This is a genomic window from Aestuariibius insulae (assembly GCF_040783535.2).
Taxonomy (GTDB): Bacteria; Pseudomonadota; Alphaproteobacteria; order Rhodobacterales; family Rhodobacteraceae; genus Aestuariibius; species Aestuariibius insulae.
On the sequence record NZ_JBFONW020000001.1, the window covers coordinates 1283487 to 1300649 of the forward strand.

19 protein-coding genes and 1 tRNA gene are annotated in these 17163 nt (G+C 62.1%); 10 read left to right on the top strand and 10 right to left on the bottom strand.

Annotated elements, in window-relative coordinates; genetic code table 11:
- Positions 1-17 precede the first annotated feature (17 nt).
- From xylB to AAD018_RS06220, 3 genes are read left to right on the top strand one after another with little or no spacing between them, the layout of a single operon-like run.
- Positions 18-1442, top strand: coding sequence for a xylulokinase (xylB, locus tag AAD018_RS06210; RefSeq protein WP_367313000.1), 1425 nt, complete (start codon positions 18-20; stop codon positions 1440-1442).
- A complete protein-coding gene (gene xylA, locus AAD018_RS06215; protein ID WP_367312999.1) occupies positions 1439-2737 on the top strand; it encodes a xylose isomerase in 1299 nt (432 codons plus the stop codon). Before xylB ends, xylA begins: the two co-directional genes overlap by 4 nt.
- A 3-nt stretch (positions 2738-2740) precedes the next feature.
- Positions 2741-3508, top strand: a complete 768-nt coding sequence (locus AAD018_RS06220; RefSeq protein WP_412005191.1) for a hypothetical protein — start codon at positions 2741-2743, stop codon at positions 3506-3508.
- A 2-nt stretch (positions 3509-3510) separates the two neighbouring features.
- Here the strand turns inward: AAD018_RS06220 and AAD018_RS06225 are convergent, their stop codons facing one another.
- Positions 3511-4791 (bottom strand): cytochrome-c peroxidase, encoded by a 1281-nt coding sequence (locus tag AAD018_RS06225; RefSeq protein WP_367312997.1) that lies wholly within the window; start codon positions 4789-4791, stop codon positions 3511-3513.
- Between AAD018_RS06225 and AAD018_RS06230 the strand changes: the two genes are divergently transcribed.
- Complete coding sequence (locus AAD018_RS06230) at positions 4790-5269, top strand: tetratricopeptide repeat protein (protein ID WP_367312996.1); 480 nt, start codon at positions 4790-4792, stop codon at positions 5267-5269. The genes AAD018_RS06225 and AAD018_RS06230 overlap by 2 nt on opposite strands.
- A gap of 44 nt (positions 5270-5313) precedes the next feature.
- Here the strand turns inward: AAD018_RS06230 and dctP are convergent, their stop codons facing one another.
- The 6 genes from dctP to AAD018_RS06260 form a co-directional block, all read right to left on the bottom strand.
- Positions 5314-6366 (bottom strand): TRAP transporter substrate-binding protein DctP, encoded by a 1053-nt coding sequence (gene dctP / locus AAD018_RS06235; RefSeq protein ID WP_367312995.1) that lies wholly within the window; start codon positions 6364-6366, stop codon positions 5314-5316.
- 35 nt (positions 6367-6401) lie between these two features.
- Positions 6402-7913: a TRAP transporter large permease gene (locus AAD018_RS06240; protein ID WP_367312994.1), complete on the bottom strand. Its 1512-nt coding sequence runs from the start codon at positions 7911-7913 to the stop codon at positions 6402-6404.
- Positions 7913-8509, bottom strand: coding sequence for a TRAP transporter small permease (locus AAD018_RS06245; protein ID WP_367312993.1), 597 nt, complete (start codon positions 8507-8509; stop codon positions 7913-7915). Before AAD018_RS06245 ends, AAD018_RS06240 begins: the two co-directional genes overlap by 1 nt.
- Positions 8510-8575: 66 nt before the next feature.
- Positions 8576-9079, bottom strand: coding sequence for a flavin reductase family protein (locus tag AAD018_RS06250; protein WP_367312992.1), 504 nt, complete (start codon positions 9077-9079; stop codon positions 8576-8578).
- Positions 9076-9972, bottom strand: a complete 897-nt coding sequence (locus AAD018_RS06255; RefSeq protein WP_367314190.1) for an aldo/keto reductase — start codon at positions 9970-9972, stop codon at positions 9076-9078. The genes AAD018_RS06250 and AAD018_RS06255 overlap by 4 nt, the downstream gene beginning before the upstream one ends.
- Positions 9972-11129 (bottom strand): LLM class flavin-dependent oxidoreductase, encoded by a 1158-nt coding sequence (locus AAD018_RS06260; RefSeq protein WP_367312991.1) that lies wholly within the window; start codon positions 11127-11129, stop codon positions 9972-9974. The genes AAD018_RS06255 and AAD018_RS06260 overlap by 1 nt, the downstream gene beginning before the upstream one ends.
- 95 nt (positions 11130-11224) lie before the next feature.
- On the opposite strand from AAD018_RS06260, the gene AAD018_RS06265 reads away from it, so the two are divergent.
- Positions 11225-11899 carry a GntR family transcriptional regulator gene (locus AAD018_RS06265; protein ID WP_367312990.1) on the top strand — a complete coding sequence of 225 codons (675 nt, stop codon included), beginning with the start codon at positions 11225-11227 and terminating at the stop codon, positions 11897-11899.
- A complete protein-coding gene (locus AAD018_RS06270; protein WP_367312989.1) occupies positions 11900-12988 on the top strand; it encodes a Gfo/Idh/MocA family protein in 1089 nt (362 codons plus the stop codon).
- 240 nt (positions 12989-13228) lie between these two features.
- Here AAD018_RS06270 and AAD018_RS06275 read toward each other — a convergent pair.
- Positions 13229-13312, bottom strand: a tRNA-Tyr gene (locus tag AAD018_RS06275).
- Positions 13313-13448: 136 nt separating this feature from the next.
- On the opposite strand from AAD018_RS06275, the gene rlmB reads away from it, so the two are divergent.
- The 4 genes from rlmB to AAD018_RS06295 all read left to right on the top strand — a co-directional run bounded on the left by rlmB (position 13449) and on the right by AAD018_RS06295 (position 16062).
- Positions 13449-14231, top strand: coding sequence for a 23S rRNA (guanosine(2251)-2'-O)-methyltransferase RlmB (gene rlmB, locus AAD018_RS06280; protein WP_367312988.1), 783 nt, complete (start codon positions 13449-13451; stop codon positions 14229-14231).
- Complete coding sequence (locus tag AAD018_RS06285) at positions 14231-14536, top strand: hypothetical protein (protein ID WP_367312987.1); 306 nt, start codon at positions 14231-14233, stop codon at positions 14534-14536. Before rlmB ends, AAD018_RS06285 begins: the two co-directional genes overlap by 1 nt.
- Positions 14537-15097: 561 nt before the next feature.
- Complete coding sequence (locus AAD018_RS06290; protein ID WP_367312986.1) at positions 15098-15556, top strand: YHS domain-containing (seleno)protein; 459 nt, start codon at positions 15098-15100, stop codon at positions 15554-15556.
- A 38-nt stretch (positions 15557-15594) separates the two neighbouring features.
- Positions 15595-16062, top strand: a complete 468-nt coding sequence (locus AAD018_RS06295) for a CoA-binding protein (RefSeq protein WP_367312985.1) — start codon at positions 15595-15597, stop codon at positions 16060-16062.
- Here AAD018_RS06295 and AAD018_RS06300 read toward each other — a convergent pair.
- Entirely contained in the window at positions 16059-16382 is a 324-nt protein-coding gene (locus tag AAD018_RS06300) for a phosphoribosyl-ATP diphosphatase (RefSeq protein WP_367312984.1), read from the bottom strand. The genes AAD018_RS06295 and AAD018_RS06300 overlap by 4 nt on opposite strands.
- Positions 16379-17140: an imidazole glycerol phosphate synthase subunit HisF gene (gene hisF, locus AAD018_RS06305; protein WP_367314189.1), complete on the bottom strand. Its 762-nt coding sequence runs from the start codon at positions 17138-17140 to the stop codon at positions 16379-16381. The genes AAD018_RS06300 and hisF overlap by 4 nt, the downstream gene beginning before the upstream one ends.
- Positions 17141-17163: the final 23 nt, after the last annotated feature.

A 17163-nucleotide genomic window follows, 5' to 3' on the forward strand; every position in this document is an offset into this window, starting at 1 on the left:
CGGACCTAGGATGCGGCATGTATATCGGGCTTGATCTTGGCACATCCGGGCTCAAAGGCGTCGTGCTGGATGAGGATGACAGTATCCTTGCCGAAGCGAGCGCGCCGCTTACCGTGCAGCGCCCGCATCCCGGCTGGTCCGAGCAGGATCCTCAAAGCTGGATCGCCGCAGCTGAGGCCGTTCTGGCCGAGCTGGGGCGGCAGGTTGATCTTGGCTCGATCAAGGCCATCGGTCTGTCGGGGCAAATGCATGGGGCGACGCTTGTTGGCGAGGATGATCGTGCCTTGCGTCCTTCCATCCTTTGGAACGACACGCGGGCGAGCGAGGAGGCGGCGTCTTTAGATGATGCGGAGGCGCATGAGGCGACCGGAAACATCGTCTTTCCCGGCTTCACGGCGCCCAAGCTGCTTTGGGTGAGATCCCATGAGCCGGAGGTCTATGAGCGGATCCACAAGGTGTTGTTGCCGAAGGATTTCCTGCGTCTGTGGCTGACCGGGGAGGCGGTCACCGATCTGTCGGATGCGTCTGGCACCAGTTGGCTCGACGTTGGAGCGCGGGACTGGTCGGACCGAATGCTGGAGAGGACAGGCTTGAGCCGGGATCTCATGCCGGACCTTCGGGAGGGTCTGGAGGCGACGGCCGAGATCCGGGATGATCTGGCGGGCCGGTTCGGGCTGCGCAAAGGGATCCCGGTCGTGGCGGGCGGCGGTGATAATGCCGCCTCTGCTGTCGGTCTTGGCGTGACGGATCCGGGGCAGGCCTTTGTCTCCCTCGGGACGTCAGGTGTCCTTTTCGCGGCGACGGGCGGCTATTACCCAGCGCCAGAAACCGCTGTACATACGTTCTGTCACGCTTTGCCCGGGATGTGGCACCAGATGGGTGTGATCCTATCAGCGACGGATAGTCTGAACTGGCTGGCAAGGCAGATGGGCGAAGATCCGGCCGATCTGACGAAAGATCTGACGCGGCTTGAGGCGCCGAGGCAGTCGCTCTTTCTTCCTTATCTGGGAGGCGAGCGGACGCCGCATAACGACGCCCGCATCCGGGGCCAGCTTCTTAACCTCGATCATGGGACGGATCGGACGGCGCTGACCCGTGCGGTTCTGGAGGGCGTCACGCATGCCTTGCGCGATTGCCGGGATGCCTTGGCTGCGACGGGAACGTCAATGAGCCGTCTGATTGCGACGGGCGGCGGCGCCCGGTCGGACTATTGGCTGGAGGCGATCGCGACTTCGCTGGAGATCTCTGTTGATCTGCCCCAGAGCGAGAACGGCGCGGCGTTCGGAGCGGCCCGCCTTGCCATGGGGCCGTCTGGCCGCACCGAGTTCGCCGCGCCGCCGATCGCGCGCAGCATCGATCCCAACCCGTCTTTGACCGACGCCTTTTCCGAGGCGCATACCCGCTACAAAGCGGCCTACGAGGCCGTGAAAGGACTGAGATGACTGACTTTTTCGCCGGCATTCCCAAGATCGCATATGAGGGTCCGGACAGCGACAACGACTATGCGTTCCGCCACTACAATCCCGATGAGGAGGTGTTCGGCAAACGGCTGGAAGATCATCTGAGGTTTGCCGTCGCCTATTGGCATTCCTTCGCTTGGGAGGGGGGCGATCCGTTCGGCGGTCAGACCTTCCTTCGCCCCTGGTTCGGCGACACGATGGAGGCTGCCAAACTGAAGGCGGACGCCGCTTTCGAGATGTTTGCGATCCTAGGCCAGCCGTTCTTTTGCTTTCATGACGCCGATGTCCGGCCCAAAGGTGAGACGTTCGCGGAGAATACTAGTCGTCTCAGGGAGATGACGGATTATTTTCAGGGCAAGATGGAGCAAACGGGAACACGCCTGTTGTGGGGAACGGCGAACCTTTTCAGCCATCGCCGCTACATGGCTGGAGCCGCGACGAACCCCGATCCGGATGTCTTCGCCTTTGCTGCTGCCACTGTCAAAACCTGCATCGATGCGACCCAGCAGCTTGGAGGGCAGAACTACGTTCTTTGGGGCGGGCGCGAGGGGTATGAGACGCTGCTCAACACCGATCTGACGCGGGAGCGGCAGCAGGCGGGACGGTTCCTGTCGATGGCGGTCGATTACGCGAAGAAGATCGGGTTCGAGGGCACGATCCTGATCGAACCCAAGCCGCAGGAGCCGACAAAGCATCAATACGACTACGACGTGGCGACGGTTTACTCCTTCTTAACGGAGTTCGGGCTACAGGATGAGGTGAAGGTGAATATCGAACAGGGCCATGCCATACTCGCGGGGCACTCTTTCGAGCACGAGCTTGCCTTGGCTGCCAGTCTGGGCGTGCTCGGCTCGATCGATATGAACCGGAACGACTACCAGTCGGGATGGGATACCGATCAGTTTCCGAACAGCGTTCCTGAGGTCATGCTGGCCTATTACGAGGTGTTGAAGGCCGGCGGTTTCACCACCGGAGGGACTAACTTCGACGCTAAGCTGCGACGGCAGTCGCTCGATGCGTCCGATTTGATCCTTGCCCATGTCGGCGCGATGGATGTCTGCGCGGCTGGACTGAAAGCCGCGGCGCGGATGCTGGAGGACGGAAAGCTCGAGGACGCGCGCACGGCCCGCTATGCCGGATGGACGAGCGAGCGCGGCGATGTGTTGGATCAGGACCTTGAGACGATCGCGGCCGATGTCGAGCAGAACGATATCAATCCGCAACCGCATTCGGGCCGTCAGGAGGCCTTGGAAAATCTGGTGAACCGCTACCTCTAGCCGATGTTGACGGATAGCCAGATCGAAGAGGTGGAACGCCTCGCCGCGACCGCGCCTGACGGGGCGTACGGAGACCTGCCGCTGATCTGGCGGCACGAGGGTGCGACGAGCTATATCGACCTTGATACGTCGCTGTGGCAGCGGGATCTCGATCCGGACGGACGTTTGCTTGCTTTGGCCTGTGGTGCCCGGATCGAGGCGGCGGTCCTTGTCCTGTCCCAGCATAATGTGTCGGTGCGGGTCGCGAATATGCTGAGCCTTCGGCTTCTGGCGGCAGAGGGGCGGGCGCCGGTTGCGATCCTGCTTCTTTCCGGCGGAGAGACGGCGAAGCCTGCCCAGCGCATGATTGCACGGCGCCAGGACTGGACTGTGCCTTTCGCGGCCGGTCCGGTCGATCTTTTTGGGTGGAGTCCGGATCGCGCAAGGCTGGTGACAGATGCGCCGGGGCGGGACCTGATTGCCGATCTTGCCAGAGAGGTGACGAAAGCGAACGCGGAGGGAGTGGCGGCGCAGATCCGGTCCGCTGCGGTCGTGGCGCTTCATACCAGCCCGGTCGAGATGAAGCATCTCGATTCCGGGCGAATGCTGTACCGGCTCTGGCTCGATGCGACCGGTCTGCGCCTTGCGGGCCGCCAGATCGACGCCTTGGCAGCGGATGCGGCGACGTCGGATCTTTTGTCAAAGCGGTATGCGGTGGCGCCTGACCGGCGTCTGGATGCGGTGGTCTGCTTTGGCCCGACAGATCCGCCGGAGGATCGCTCTGGTCCGTAAGCTCAGTCGACCGGCAGACCGCTGGGAACCGATGTCGGACGCCCGAGAGGGCGGCGGTCGACTGTTTCTCCAGTCAACGCGTTCAGAAAGGCGATCACGTCGGCAATCTCGGCCTCGGTCAGGGCGACGGGCGTGATGTCGATCTGCCGCTCGAGGCGCTCCTGTTCGCGGAGATCGGTGGTAACGATGAAATCAATCGCGGATATGGCAGGTGCATCCGGTAGCTTTGCTAGATCAACATGCCATACTTTTCGCGATGAGGCGGGATCAAGATGTTGCCGGATGATGCCGTCGAGTGTCGGCCAAGCACCGTTATGGCCATAAGGAGCGGTCAGGGCGACGTTTCGGAGGGATGGCGTCTTGAAGCGGTAGGCATCTTCGAGCGCGTCGCTTTCGCCCATCCGGCCCACGTCGCGCGGCATCGGATCGAACCGGCGCGTGCGACCAGGGCCAAAGGCGGGCAGGCCAAGTGCGTGAAACTGCTGATCTGAGAAGAGTGGCCCGGAATGGCAGGAGGCGCAGTTTCCCCTCCCGAAGAAAAGGCTGCGGCCGTGTTCTGCTGCAGCGGGGAGAGGCCGACCGGCGAGCCAGGCATCATAGGGGCTGTCATGGCTTTGCCATTCGCTGACGATGAAGGCGCCGAGCGCATTCGCGATTTCGACGATGGTGATGTCGGCGCTTGTTTCGACCTCTTCGAAGGCCTGGGTGAAGAGGTCTGCGTAACCGGGGATGGCCCGGATCCGGTCGGCCAGGATCGGCCATGCGGCGTCGATCCGGTCATGGACCGCGCCCGCGACATCGTTTTCGCCGGGATTGCCCGCCATCTCGAACTGCGCCGTTAGCGGGAAGAGCGCTTGGGCGGCGACGATGTGGTCAAGGCCTTGCGGCAGCCATTCCTCGGCCGGGGAGTTAAAGCCGTTGCCGAAGAGGTCGGAGACCTCCAGCCGCCCGTCATGAAACAGGACGCGAATCTCTTTGTGGCCCAGATTCCAAAGCGCGGGTGCATTACGTGGAATGCGCTTGCGAATGTCACCCGCGCGGCGCTCGGGGCCGAGACCGTCTCCGCCTTCTCCGATCCCGAGGGAGAGGCCGTCGGTGCCGTGCAGGTCGTGGTGATGGCAAGTCCCGCAGGAGATATTCCGGTTGCCGCTCAGGATCTTGTCGTAAAAGAGCAGTTGCCCGATCCGGGCTTGTGCCGGATCCGCAGGCAGGAAATCATCCGGGGCAATTGGCTCTGCCGTCACAGGGCCTACCAGACAGATGAGAAGGAGAAGAACACGCATGATCCGGATTGTCCTGCTCTGCGCCGCGATGGCAACCCTCTCGACCAGTGTCGCCGCCGAAATAGAGCAAGCGCGCGATCTGATGGAGGCTGGACAGTTCGAGGAGGCACGCGAGGCGCTGTGGCCCGCCGCGAGATCCGGCAATGCCGATGCCGAAGAGCTGATCGGGGTGATGTATGCCCTTGGCCTAGGCGTGGAGAAAGACCCGGTGCGGGCTTTTGACTGGTATCTTCGGTCTGCCATGAAGGGTCATCCGGGGGCGCAGTCGGGGGTCGGTTGGTACTATGAAGAGGGGATCGGAATGCCCGCGCCGGATCTCGTGCGGGCCTATATGTGGTACGTTCTGAGTGCCATTGGCGGTGATCCGGACGCGGCGATCAGCCAGGAAGAGATCGTCAAGAAAATGACCGCCGATCAGATCCGTCAGGCCGAGGCGATGGTGGCGGACTATCGGGTCTGGATGTACCCGTTCCGATAAAGGGCCGCCCCCGGGGGGCGGCCCTTCGTCAGTGCATTAGTCAATCAGTTCATGTCCGTCTGGTAGACTGCATCGATCTGCGCTTCGGCTTCCTCTACCGCGGAGATCATCGCGTCTAGGATGTCGGAGCCACCATCGATATTTTCACGGAACCACTCCTGAACCGGCTGGGCCGCTTCGGCGAAGGCTGCCTTTTCCTCGGGTGTTGGCACGTAGAGGTCCCCGCCACCGGCGACGAAATCCTCATAGGCCTGGATCGACTTGCGCTTGGGCGAAGCGAAGGTGGCCTGCTGGAGCTGGTAGAAGCCGTCGACCACCACCTTGCGCATGTCTTCGGGCATGCCAGTGAAGGTTTCGTTGTTCATGAACCAGAGCGCGCCCATATAGGCATGTCCATCAAGCGTCACATATTGCAGGCCGGCATCTGGGAACTTCATGTTCATGATGTCGGTGATGCCATTCTTGGACCCGTCGACGACGCCCGTCTGGAACGAGGTGAAGAGCTCGGGCCACGGGATCGGTGTCGGGGAGGCGCCCAGCGCCTTGACCAGTTCCTGCGGCAGATCGGCGACGACCGTCCGGATCTTGAGCCCTTCCATGTCGGCAGGAGCTTGCACCCGGCGCTGCGTGTTCGCGAAGTTGCGCCAGCCGCCGGTATTGCCGACGGTCATGAGCCGGATCGCATCGTCCGAGCTTTCGCGCACCATCTGCTGCATCTGGGTGACGAAAGGCGAGCCGTTGGCCAGCACCGTTTCCGCCACGCGGTCATCCGCCATCAGGTAGGGAAGGTCGAGGACCTGTACGAAGGGAAAGATCCCCGCCGTGCCGCCTGAGGTCGACACATAGATGTCGATAGAGCCTTCGGCCACGCCTTCGAGGCATTCCGCCCCGGTCGAGCAAAGCTGCGTGCCGATGAAAAGCTCAACGGCGATAGCGCCGTTTGAGGCCGCTTCGACGTAGTTCTTGAAGACGACGAGGCCGTCATAATCCTCGTCGTTTTCGTTGGAGTTGGCCGTGGCGCGCAAGGTGTAGTCCTGCGCGGCCGCGCTGCTGGCGACGAGAGCGGCAAGTGCCGCTGCGCCCAGAGTTTTCAACATGGTTATCCTCCCTATGGATATTGGTTGATTGATGGTCATTGGACAAAGCCCGTCAAGCGCGGGATCGTCATGGAGATGGCCGGAACGTAGGTGATGAGGAAGATCACGACGACTTCGACGGCCAGGAACGGCAGAATCGCCTTAGAGATCGTCTCGACCTTCTCTCCGGAGACGGTCGATGCCACGAAGAGCACAAGTCCCATGGGGGGCGTTGCCAACCCCACGGTCAGGTTCACGGACATAATGATGGCGAAGTGGACCGGGTGGACGCCCAGTTCGGTGAAGATCGGGCCAAGGATCGGGCCGAGGATGATGATGGCGGGTCCTGCATCTAGGAACATCCCGACGATGAAAAGAAGGATGTTGATCAGGAACAGCAGGGTCAGCGGGTTCTCGGACAACGACAGGATGTATTCGGTCAGGATCTGCGGTGCGTAGGAGAGCGAGACGACCGTCTTGAAGGCAACCGCCGCGCCGACCAGCAGCAGGACCGCAGAGGAGGCCAGCGCAGAGCGGGAAAGCGTGTCGATGAGGTCCTTGATCGTCATGGATCTGAGGATGAAGAAGCTGACGATCAGGGCGTAGGCGACGGCGACCACGGAGGCTTCGGTCGGGGTCATCACGCCGACAAGGATGCCGCCCAGAATGATGATTGGGGTTTGAAGCGGCGCAATGGCCTTCTTGCAGACGATCCGGAAATCCTCGCTGACGGATTTGCGGATTTGCCCCACGATGATGTGGGCGATGGGCAGGAGGACGGCGAAGAGGATCCAGCCGTTCGGCTCACTGACGATGCCGGCGTCATCAGTCGTCGACAGGCCAAGCGGCCCTTTGAGAAGGGCGTAGATCGCGTAGAGCAGTCCCGCGATATTGATCCGGATCAGGGCCCAGCTGACAACGCTTTCGGTCTTAGTGATGGTCTGACCTTTGGTCACGATCCGTTCGGCCTTGGGCAGGTCGTAGCGGTCGGCCAGCAGGCGCACCATGACCATCAGGCCGACGCCTACCATGATCCCCGGGACGATCCCGGCCAGAAACAGCGCCGCGACGCTTTCGCCCATCACGTAGGCGTAGATGATCATGATCCCCGAGGGCGGAATGATTGGGCCGATCACCGACGAGGCGGCGGTCACGGCAGCGGCGAAGCGGCGAGAATAGCCGTTCTTTTCCATCGCGGGGATGAGCGTGGAGCCGAGGGCCGACGTGTCGGCGACGGCGCTGCCCGAGAGTCCGGCAAAGAGGATCGAGGATAGGATATTCACGTGCGCCAGACCGCCGCGCAGATGTCCCATGAAGGCTTGGCTGAACTCAACGAGGCGGGTCGTGATGCCGCCGCGGTTCATGATCTCTCCGGCGAGCATAAAGAAGGGCAGCGCCATGAGGGGGAAGCTATCCATCCCGTTATAGACGTTGCGGTAGAGGATCGCGAGATCGCGTTCCTGACCGGTGATCAGCAGGAGCGCTCCGGGAGCGGCGAGCAGGGCGAAGACGACTGGCAGGCCGATCATCAGCAAGATCAGAAAGAGCGGAAGAAACCAGATGAGCATCAGGAGGCTCCCGCGATCTCGTCGTCGGGACGGAGCGGTTTGAGGTCGGCGCCGCTGCCGAGGGCCACGATCAACTGTCGCAGGATCAGCTCGATGCTGACGAGGATCGTCAGAAGGACGCCTGTGACGAGAGAGGCATAGGCCCAGGCGTTGCGAAAGCGGATGCGCTCGCCCCCGAACCAGTCGAGAGGCAGGCGCAGGGAGGAGGACGCGCCTCGCCCAGAGAGGCTGTCCACATGGTTGTTGATCCCCTTGTCCGCCATGAAGACGAGGACGACGAGCGAGATGGCGAGCAGGATCAGGGTCAGGATCGCCGACAGCCTGCGGGGCAGGGCGCGTTCAAGCATGTCGATGGCGACAAACCCGCCGAGCCGGTAGGCCAAAGGCGCCATGAGGCCGACCATCCAGAGCATGCCGAAGCGGGCGGCCTCTTCTGTCCAGTTGAGCGCGTCTCCTACCGCGTAGCGAAAGAAGATCTGGGCGAGGATCAGGCAGACCATGATGGCAAGCGCTGCAACCGCGATGGCCCGGCCGATCGCGAGCAGCACGTCGTTGACGCGCTGGAGCGGCCAGAGCAGACCGAACAACACCGCCATGGCGGCTCCTCCCTTCGGCCCTTTATTGGGCCGTCTTGCCCGGACCTTCGCGGCCCGGTTCTTATGTCAGCCCTTCAGACTGACGAACCGTCCCGCCTGAAAGAGAAGCGGCAGGCCGTCCCGATGGCTGACCTTCCGAACCCGTCCGACGATGATAAGATGATCACCCGCATCATGCGTGACGTCCAGTTCGCATTCGAACCGGGCCAGACATCCGGAAATCAGGGGAACCTCCCCGAACCCGGTCTCCCAATCTAGCCCTTCGAACGCGTGTCGATCCTTGGTGAATGCGTTGCAGATCTGCTGCTGATGCGCATCCAGAACATGGATCGCGAAGTGCGGAGCCGTCTCGAAATAACCGAAGCGGCGCGATGCCTTCTCCGGGGACCAGAGTACCAGCGGCGGATTGAGCGACACGCTAGCAAAGCTGTTGGCAACGATACCGACCGGTCCGTCCTCGCTGGAGGCGGTCACAACGGTTACGCCGGTCGCGAACCGGCCGAGCGCGCTTCGGAAACCGCGCAGGTCCTCCTCTGGCCGAAAGCCGGTATCGGGGGGCAGATCGCTCAAGCGACTTCGCGTCCCAAAGCTGCGGTGTAAAGCTCGTACCAGGTCTCGCGGTCCATCTCGACGTTGAGCGCGTCGGAGAAGGCCCGGATGCGGTCGAGGTTGTTGGTGCCCATAACGGGCATGATGCGGGCGGGATGTCTGAGCAGCCAGGCGATGGCGATGGCTGCACTATCGACCGAATTGTTTTGCGCAAGCGTTGCCAGCGCGGTGCGCAGTCCGGCCTCGGCGTTCGATCCGACGAGGTCTCCGCCGCCAAGGGGGGACCATGCCATCGGCGCGATGCAGTGCTCTTGCAGGAAGGCCAGATCACCGTTCACGAAGGGCGTGTGTTCCTTGAGGCTCAGCTCGATCTGATTGGTCTTGAGCTTGCTCTTCATGGCCGATTGCAGAAGCGTGCAATCCCACGGCCGGAAATTGGAGACGCCGACGGCGCGTACTTTGCCGGAAGCGACGACCTCGTCGAGCGCGGCTCCGGTTTCCTCGTGGTCCATCAGCGGATCGGGGCGGTGGATCAGCAGAAGATCGATCGTGTCGATCGCCATCTCCTTGAGCGATGTCTCTACCGAAGAGAGGATATGATCGCGGGATGTATCGTAATGCTTGACCCGGGCGGTGGCATAGCGGCCCATCGGCGCGACGATGTCGCATTTGGTGACGATCTCGCATTGATCGCGCAGGGATGGGGCGGCTTTGAAGCAGTCTCCCAGCAGGGCCTCGGCGGTGTAGCCGCCGTAGATATCCGCCTGATCGATGGTCGTGATTCCCTGCTCGAGGCAGGTTTCGATCTTGGCCTGAACATGGCCGGGCGAGGTGTCTGAGTCATCGCCCAAGCGCCACATGCCGTAGACGATGCGGCTGAGCTCCAGCCCGTCTCCCAGATCCACGCGTTCGATCATCGTCTTTCTCCAGTTCCGAGAGGGGTTGGCGGCGTACCTGAAGGTACGCGGTCATAAACATGAGGCAGGGAGCAGGTTTCAAGCTCTGGCATGACCAGCTTGCCGAAATGGCGACATTCGTCCAGATGAGGATAGCCCGAGAAGATGAAGGCGCGAATGCCCATTTTCTTGTAGCTCTCGATCTTTGACAGGACCTGATCGGCAGATCCGACAAGGGCGGCCCCGCATCCCGATCTGGCGCGACCGATGCCGGTCCAGAGATGCGGCTCAACATAGCCGTATTTATCCGCCAGTTCCCGCGCCTTGGCCTGATGGGCGACGCCAAGGGAAATCGAATCGTGCGCGCGGTCCCGGATCAGTTTCCCGTAGTCGTCATCGAGTTTCGAGACGAGATGCTTGGCGTATTCCTGGGCCTCGGCCTCGGTGTCGCGGACGATCATGTGAACCCTAAGGCCGTAGTCGAGCGTGCGACCGTAGCTCGTCGCGCGTTCGGCCACGTCTTTCATCCGTTGCGCAATCTGTTCCTGCGGCTCTGGCCACATGAGGTAGACATCGCAATGCTGCGCGCACAGATCGAGCGCTGAGGGGGAATAGCCGCCGAAATAGAGGAGCGGCCCTCCGTTCTGCTGGTATGGTTTGGCCGGTTCGGTGGGGACATTCCTGAACTGGTAGACCTCGCCGTCATAGGTGATCTCGTCCTGCGTCCAGGCCTGTTTGAGGATCTCAACGACTTCTTTCGAGCGCTTGTAGCGGTAGCTGCTTTCCGCCACTTCACCGGGGAAATCGGATGAGATGACGTTGAGCGTCAGGCGCCCCTCGAGCATGTGGTCGAGCGTTGCGACCGTCCGGGCCAGCATGATGGGCTGCATCTCGCCGCAGCGGATCGCGGCGAGCATGTTGATCTTGGACGTCAGCGGCGCACATCCAGCCACGAAGGACAGCGTGTCCTGCCCGACCTGATAGGAGGAGGGGCAAAGGATGTTGCGAAATCCCTGGGCCTCGGCCTCTAGAAGGATGTCGCGGCAATGCGCCCAGCTGGACCGAAGATCACCGTCGGGCACGCCGAGGAACTGGTAGTCGTCCGAACAAAGGGCCGAGAACCACGACACTTCGGAGGCTGACAGATCCGCGCTTTTGACCGGCACCGTCGTCATCTTTCTGTCCTCTGATAGGCGTCCCTGTTCGCTCTTGCGTAGCAGGGTTCAAAAGGTGCATCAATCATATATCAATTTTCTGTTCGATATCCGATGTGAGCCAGAGCCTTCCGCTATATCTGCAAATCAGCGAGCGACTGACGCGGGAGATCGCGGCCGGTCGTCTGCCTGATGGCACGCGCCTTCCGCCCGAGCGCGACATGGCAGTGAAGGAGGGCACGGCGGTCGGGACATTGCGCAAGGCACTGGCGGAGTTGGAGGAGCGCGGGCTTCTCGAGCGCCGGCAGGGATCGGGCAATTATGTGCGCGCGCGTAGAGTGAAGAGCATCTACGGGTTCCTGCGGCTGGAACGGCCGGATGGGGGCGGGCTGCCGACAGCAGAGACCCTGTCGCTGGATCGGGAAAGCCAGGCGTTCAAGGCGGCCCACCGGATCCGCAGGCTCAGGCGGCTTGATGGCGCCCCGGTTGCTTTGGAGGAAATTCATCTCGATGCCAGATGGGCGAGAGACCTCGCAGAGCCTTTGCCCGAAGCGCTCTACCGGCATTACGCGGAGGCCTTCGATCTTGATATCGGGCGGATTGAGGATCGGGTTGGGATCTCGGATGTTCCGGATTGGGCGCCGCCGTTCTTTTCGATGGCGGCAGGTGAGGTGTCGGGATACGTCGCGCGGCGGGCCTGGTCCGCCACAGACGGTTTAGCGGAAATCAGTGAGACGTGGTTCGATCCGGCGCGGGCCCGGTACATCGCGCGTGATAGTCAGGGGATATAGATGACATCTAAGAGATACGGGCTCATCGGGTGCGGGATGATGGGCCAGGAGCATGTGCGCAATGTCGCCTTGCTGGACGGGGCAGAGATCGCGCGGACCTACGATCCGGTCTCCGATCTGTCGACCTCTGCGGCGTCGCTTGCCGGGACGGCGACGACAGCGGCGTCTTTTGACGAAATCATTCGGGACGAGACGCTCGATGCCTTCGTTATCGTCAGCCCCAATCATCTGCATGTAAGTCAGCTGCAGCAGATCGCGCGCCACAGGCAGGTTCCGATTCTCGTAGAGAAGCCGCTTTACACCGATCCTGTAGATGCCACCGAGATCGAGGCTTTCGCGAAGAGTTATGCCGCGCCGATCTGGGTTGCGATGGAGTATCGCTATATGCCGCCGGTCGCCGCACTGATCGAACGCGTCGAGGCCGTGACAGGGGGCATTCGGATGCTCACGATCCGCGAGCATCGTTTTCCGTTTTTGCCCAAGGTTGGCAACTGGAACCGGTTCAACGGCAATACGGGCGGCACGCTGGTCGAGAAGTGCTGCCACTTCTTTGATCTGATGCGCCTTGTTCTGAAGGCCGAGCCGGTGCGCGTAATGGCTAGCGGAGGGCAGGATGTGAACCATTTAAGCGAGGATATCGACGGGCGGACGCCGGATGTCTGGGACAATTCCTATGTCATCGTCGATTTCGACAGCGGAGCCCGGGCCATGCTGGAGCTGTGCATGTTCGCCGAAGGCTCGCGCTTTCAGGAAGAGATCATGGCCGTCGGGGCTGCCGGAAAGATCGAGGCGCGCGTGCCCGGGCCGGGCCGGTTCTGGCCTGCGACGCTGGGTGATCCGCCTGTCTCGGAACTGGTAACATCGCCGCGAAGCCCGATGGGTCCCGTTCGCGAGCTTCTGCCGATCAATCCCGATCTTCTGGCTGCTGGAGATCATAACGGATCAACCTTCTATCAGCATCAGAGATTTCTCGATGTGGTGCGGGGGAAAGGAGACGTGGAGGTTACTCTGGCGGATGGCGCGGCTGCGGTCGCCATGGGCCTTGCCGCCCAGAAGTCGGCGACGGAGGGCGTGGTCGTGTCGATGTGAGCACTTGGGGATTTTGCTGGTGTTTTTCGGGATACGGGGCGTCGGAGGGCTGCTCTCGGCATTTCTTGCGAAACGCCTGCCGCCTGCGAGGGGGTGCCTTTGATCGGACTTTTCGCGGTGCGAAAAGTTAGGTCTGTAAGAAGACGGATCGGAGGGCGGAGGCTCTCGGCATTTCTGCGAAACGCCTGCCGCCTGCGAGGGGGCGCCTTTGATCGGACTTTTCGCGGTGCGAAAAGTCTTTGGTGGGCGACCCTGGAATCGAACCAGGCGTGCGTCTCCGCGAGGGAGTTACAGTCCCCTGCCACACCTTGCGGCCTGTCGCCCACTGCGCTGGCACTTGGCTCAGCGCTCGCGGGAGATAGCGAAGGACGGCGGGGGCCGTCAACTACGAAAACGCAGGTGGCTGGCGGGTCACAGGCGGATCGGATAGCAGGACAGCCTGAGGCGGACGGAGCGCGTGATGAAGAAGCCGAGCTGGGTGGTCGAGAAGGAACGCGGCAAGAGAGCAGCGGCGTCCGAGACGCTGTGGCTCTTCGGGCTGCATGCGGTGCGAGATGCACTGATGAATCCTGCCCGCGAGAAGGTGCGTTTGGTTCTGACAAGAAACGCAGAGGCGCGGTTGGGAGAGGCCGTAGCGACCGGAGGGCTTGTGCCCGAGATCAGCGATCCGAGGCGTTTTGCGGCGCCCCTTGATCCCGGATCGGTCCATCAGGGCGCGGCGCTGGAGGTCAAGCCGCTCGATTGGGGGCCGCTCGATGATGTTGTGTTGCGGGGGGAGCCGCCGCTGGTGGTGTTGCTCGACCGGGTGAGCGATCCGCATAATGTAGGGGCGATCCTGAGGTCGGCGGAGGTTTTCGGCGCGGCGGCGGTGATCGGTGTGCAACGCCATGCGGCGCCCGAGACGGGAGCCCTCGCCAAAACGGCGAGCGGAGCGCTGGAGAGACAGCCTTATCTGCGGGTCCGTAATCTGGCCGATACGATGGGACATCTGCAACAGATGGGGTTCGTGATGCTGGGTCTCGACGGAGAGGCGAATCTGAGCGTCGCGTCGGCCATGGCGGAGCGGCGGGACCGGCCCGTCGGGCTTGTTCTTGGAGCGGAAGGGCCCGGCTTGCGGGAGCGGACGCGCGCGACCTGTGATCTTTTGGTCAGGATTGACGCGGTTGGCGGGTTCGGATCGCTCAATGTCTCAAATGCGGCTGCCGTGGCCCTATATGAGGTCAGACGAGGCGGAGAGATGTGATGTCGGGACAGAAGATAGCGACCTGTTGTTATTGCGGAACGCGCGCGGCGTTGGTCCTGACGGGCCGCGACCGTCATGAGCTTGCCTGCTCGTCCTGCGGCGCGCCGCTTCACGAGATGAAGATGATCCCGTCCCGCAAAGCTAAGCCGGCCAAGCGGGCGACTGCGCCTGCGGCGACACCCGCCCACCCGGCCTCGCGGCGGCCGCGCTACGAGGAGCGACCGTACCGGAAAAGGCGAAAGAAGAGCCTTAAACGGAAGATCCTGTCCGAGGCTTTCGATCTGATCGAGGATATCTTCGACTGACGTGAGATCTGCTCGAACTTGCGCTGTCGGGGCGGCAGATCTCGGTTCCATGTGATCTTTCATAGCGGAAAGAAGATCGAGAACCGGATGCGCGACATGGTTGGATCCGGCCGGAGCGATAGTCTTTAGATTTGTATCCAGGCGGCCACCGGGATGCGGGCATTGGGACATCGCGGTGTGCCCGGGTGGGTAAGTCTGTATCCTCGACTTCGTGGCGGGAGGTGACAGCCGGTAGCTCCATAGACTGCTTGGTCAGTTTTCGAGGGTCCAAGCCTGATTGAGCGCGTCCCGACGGCTTAGGCACCGGGCTATTTCAATGGGTCCGCCGAAGTGCCCTTGCAGTGCCACCTCCTAAGATGCGGCGACGGCAAAGTTCTTTGCGGATCTCTGTCTCCACCTTCAGGGAGTCTCATCCGACCCTGCAAGAGCGGCGAAAGGAATAATTGAAATATTTCACACAGGCGATCACGAGAGGCGGAGGCGGGTTTCCCGAACAGTTTGATCGATGCATTTAGACAATCAGAGAGATGCGTGTTTCCAGATGAAAGAGGACCGATCCCCATGTTGACACGTCGCCAGACCCTGACAGCCCTGATTGCCGCCCCCGCCGTCCTGACCCTTGCGCGGCCTGCCTTTGCCGGCCAGGCGCACTTTTACATGGAGGGCGGTGTCGCCATCGATGGGACCGATCCGACCTCCTATTTCACCGCCGGTGCGCCCGTTGCTGGAGACGATGCCTATTCCCTGAAATGGCAAGGTGCGATCTGGCGATTTGCCAGTGCCGAGGCGCAGGACATGTTCGAGATGAACCCCGACCGGTTCGCGCCGCAATATGGCGGATATTGCGCCTGGGCCGTGGCCGAGGGCTATACCGCGCCCACCGTGCCGGAGGCCTGGCGCATCGAGGATGGCAGGCTCTATCTCAATTTTTCGCGGCGGATCCAGCGACGGTGGGAGCGGGACATTCCTGGAAACATTGCGCGCGGCGACGCCAATTGGCCGCGCGTTCTGTCGAGCTGAGCTTTTCGGACCGGTCCGCCTGATCTACTCTGCTTGGAATGGACTATTCAGACGCGCTGTTGCGAGACATCCTAACGCGGGTTCGCACGATTGCAGTCGTGGGCGTCTCTGCAAAGCCCGTGCGACCCAGCTACTATGTGGCGCGGTATCTTGGTCTCAAAGGATATCGTGTCGTTCCGGTCAATCCTGGTCTTGCTGGACAGGATCTTTTGGGTGAGCGGGTCTATGGCTCCCTTGCCGATGTGCCGGAGGATGTGCACATGATCGATATCTTCAGGCGGTCCGAAGCGGTTCCCGCAATCGTAGACGAGGCCTTGGAGCGCTGGCCGCAGCTCGATGCCATCTGGATGCAGATCGGTGTTCGTCACGTCGAAGCGGCGGCCCGTGCCGAGGCGCAAGGTGTCACGGTGATCCAGGATCGCTGTCCGAAGATCGAGTATCAGCGTCTCTTTGGAGAGCTGCGGATGGGCGGGTTCGCGACCGGGATCATCTCCTCAAAGCTCTAGGTAGAACGAGGTCGGTCCCGGGCGGCCTTTTCGGCAAGACCGCTTTGGCTTTCGCGTTTTTCGAGCTCGGCCTCAATATCGGCGAGCGTCACGTCGCGGGCGGCGCACATGACCAGAAGGTGATAGAGCGCATCCGCGGCTTCCGACGTGAGCCGTGCTCTGTCGCCCTTGACGGCTTCGATGATCGCCTCAACCGCCTCCTCGCCGAACTTTTCAGCAGCCTTTTCTGGACCTTGTGCAAGAAGCTTCGCGGTCCAGCTTGAGGACGGATCAGCGGCCTTGCGCGCCTCTATCGTTGCGGCAAGTCTGGCGAGGGTCATGTCAGCCTCACCGGGATGCCGGCGGCGGCCATGTGGGACTTGGCTTGACCGATGGTGAAGGTGCCGAAGTGGAAGATCGACGCGGCGAGCACGGCGGAGGCGTGCCCTTCGATGACGCCTTCGACGAGATGATCGAGCGTGCCCACGCCGCCGGAGGCGATGACCGGGATCGTGACTGCATCGGCCACGGCCCGGGTGAGCGGCAGGTTGAAGCCTGATTTGGTGCCGTCGCGATCCATGGAGGTCAGAAGGATCTCTCCTGCGCCCTTGGCCGCAACGGTGCGCGCGAAGGCGACGGCGTCGATGCCGGTGGGTTTGCGACCGCCATGGGTGAAGATCTCCCACTTGCCGGGGCTTGTGGTCTTGGCATCGATTGCGACGACGATGCATTGGCTGCCGAAGCGGTCGGCGGCGCGGGCCACGACATCGGGATCGGCGACAGCGGCGGAGTTGAAGCTGACTTTGTCGGCGCCGGCAAGCAAAAGGTTGCGTACGTCTTCGGGCGTCCTGACGCCGCCGCCGATGGTAAGCGGCATGAAACAGTGCTCGGCCGTGCGGGTGGCCAGATCGTAGAGCGTGCCGCGATTTTCGTGTGTGGCGTTTATGTCGAGAAAGCAAAGCTCGTCGGCGCCTGCCGCATCGTAGGCGATGGCCGCATCGACGGGATCTCCCGCATCGACCAGATCGACGAAATTCACGCCTTTGACGACGCGGCCATCGGCAACGTCGAGGCAGGGAATGATGCGGGTCTTAAGCATGGTATGTCGTTTAGGGGAGGGGC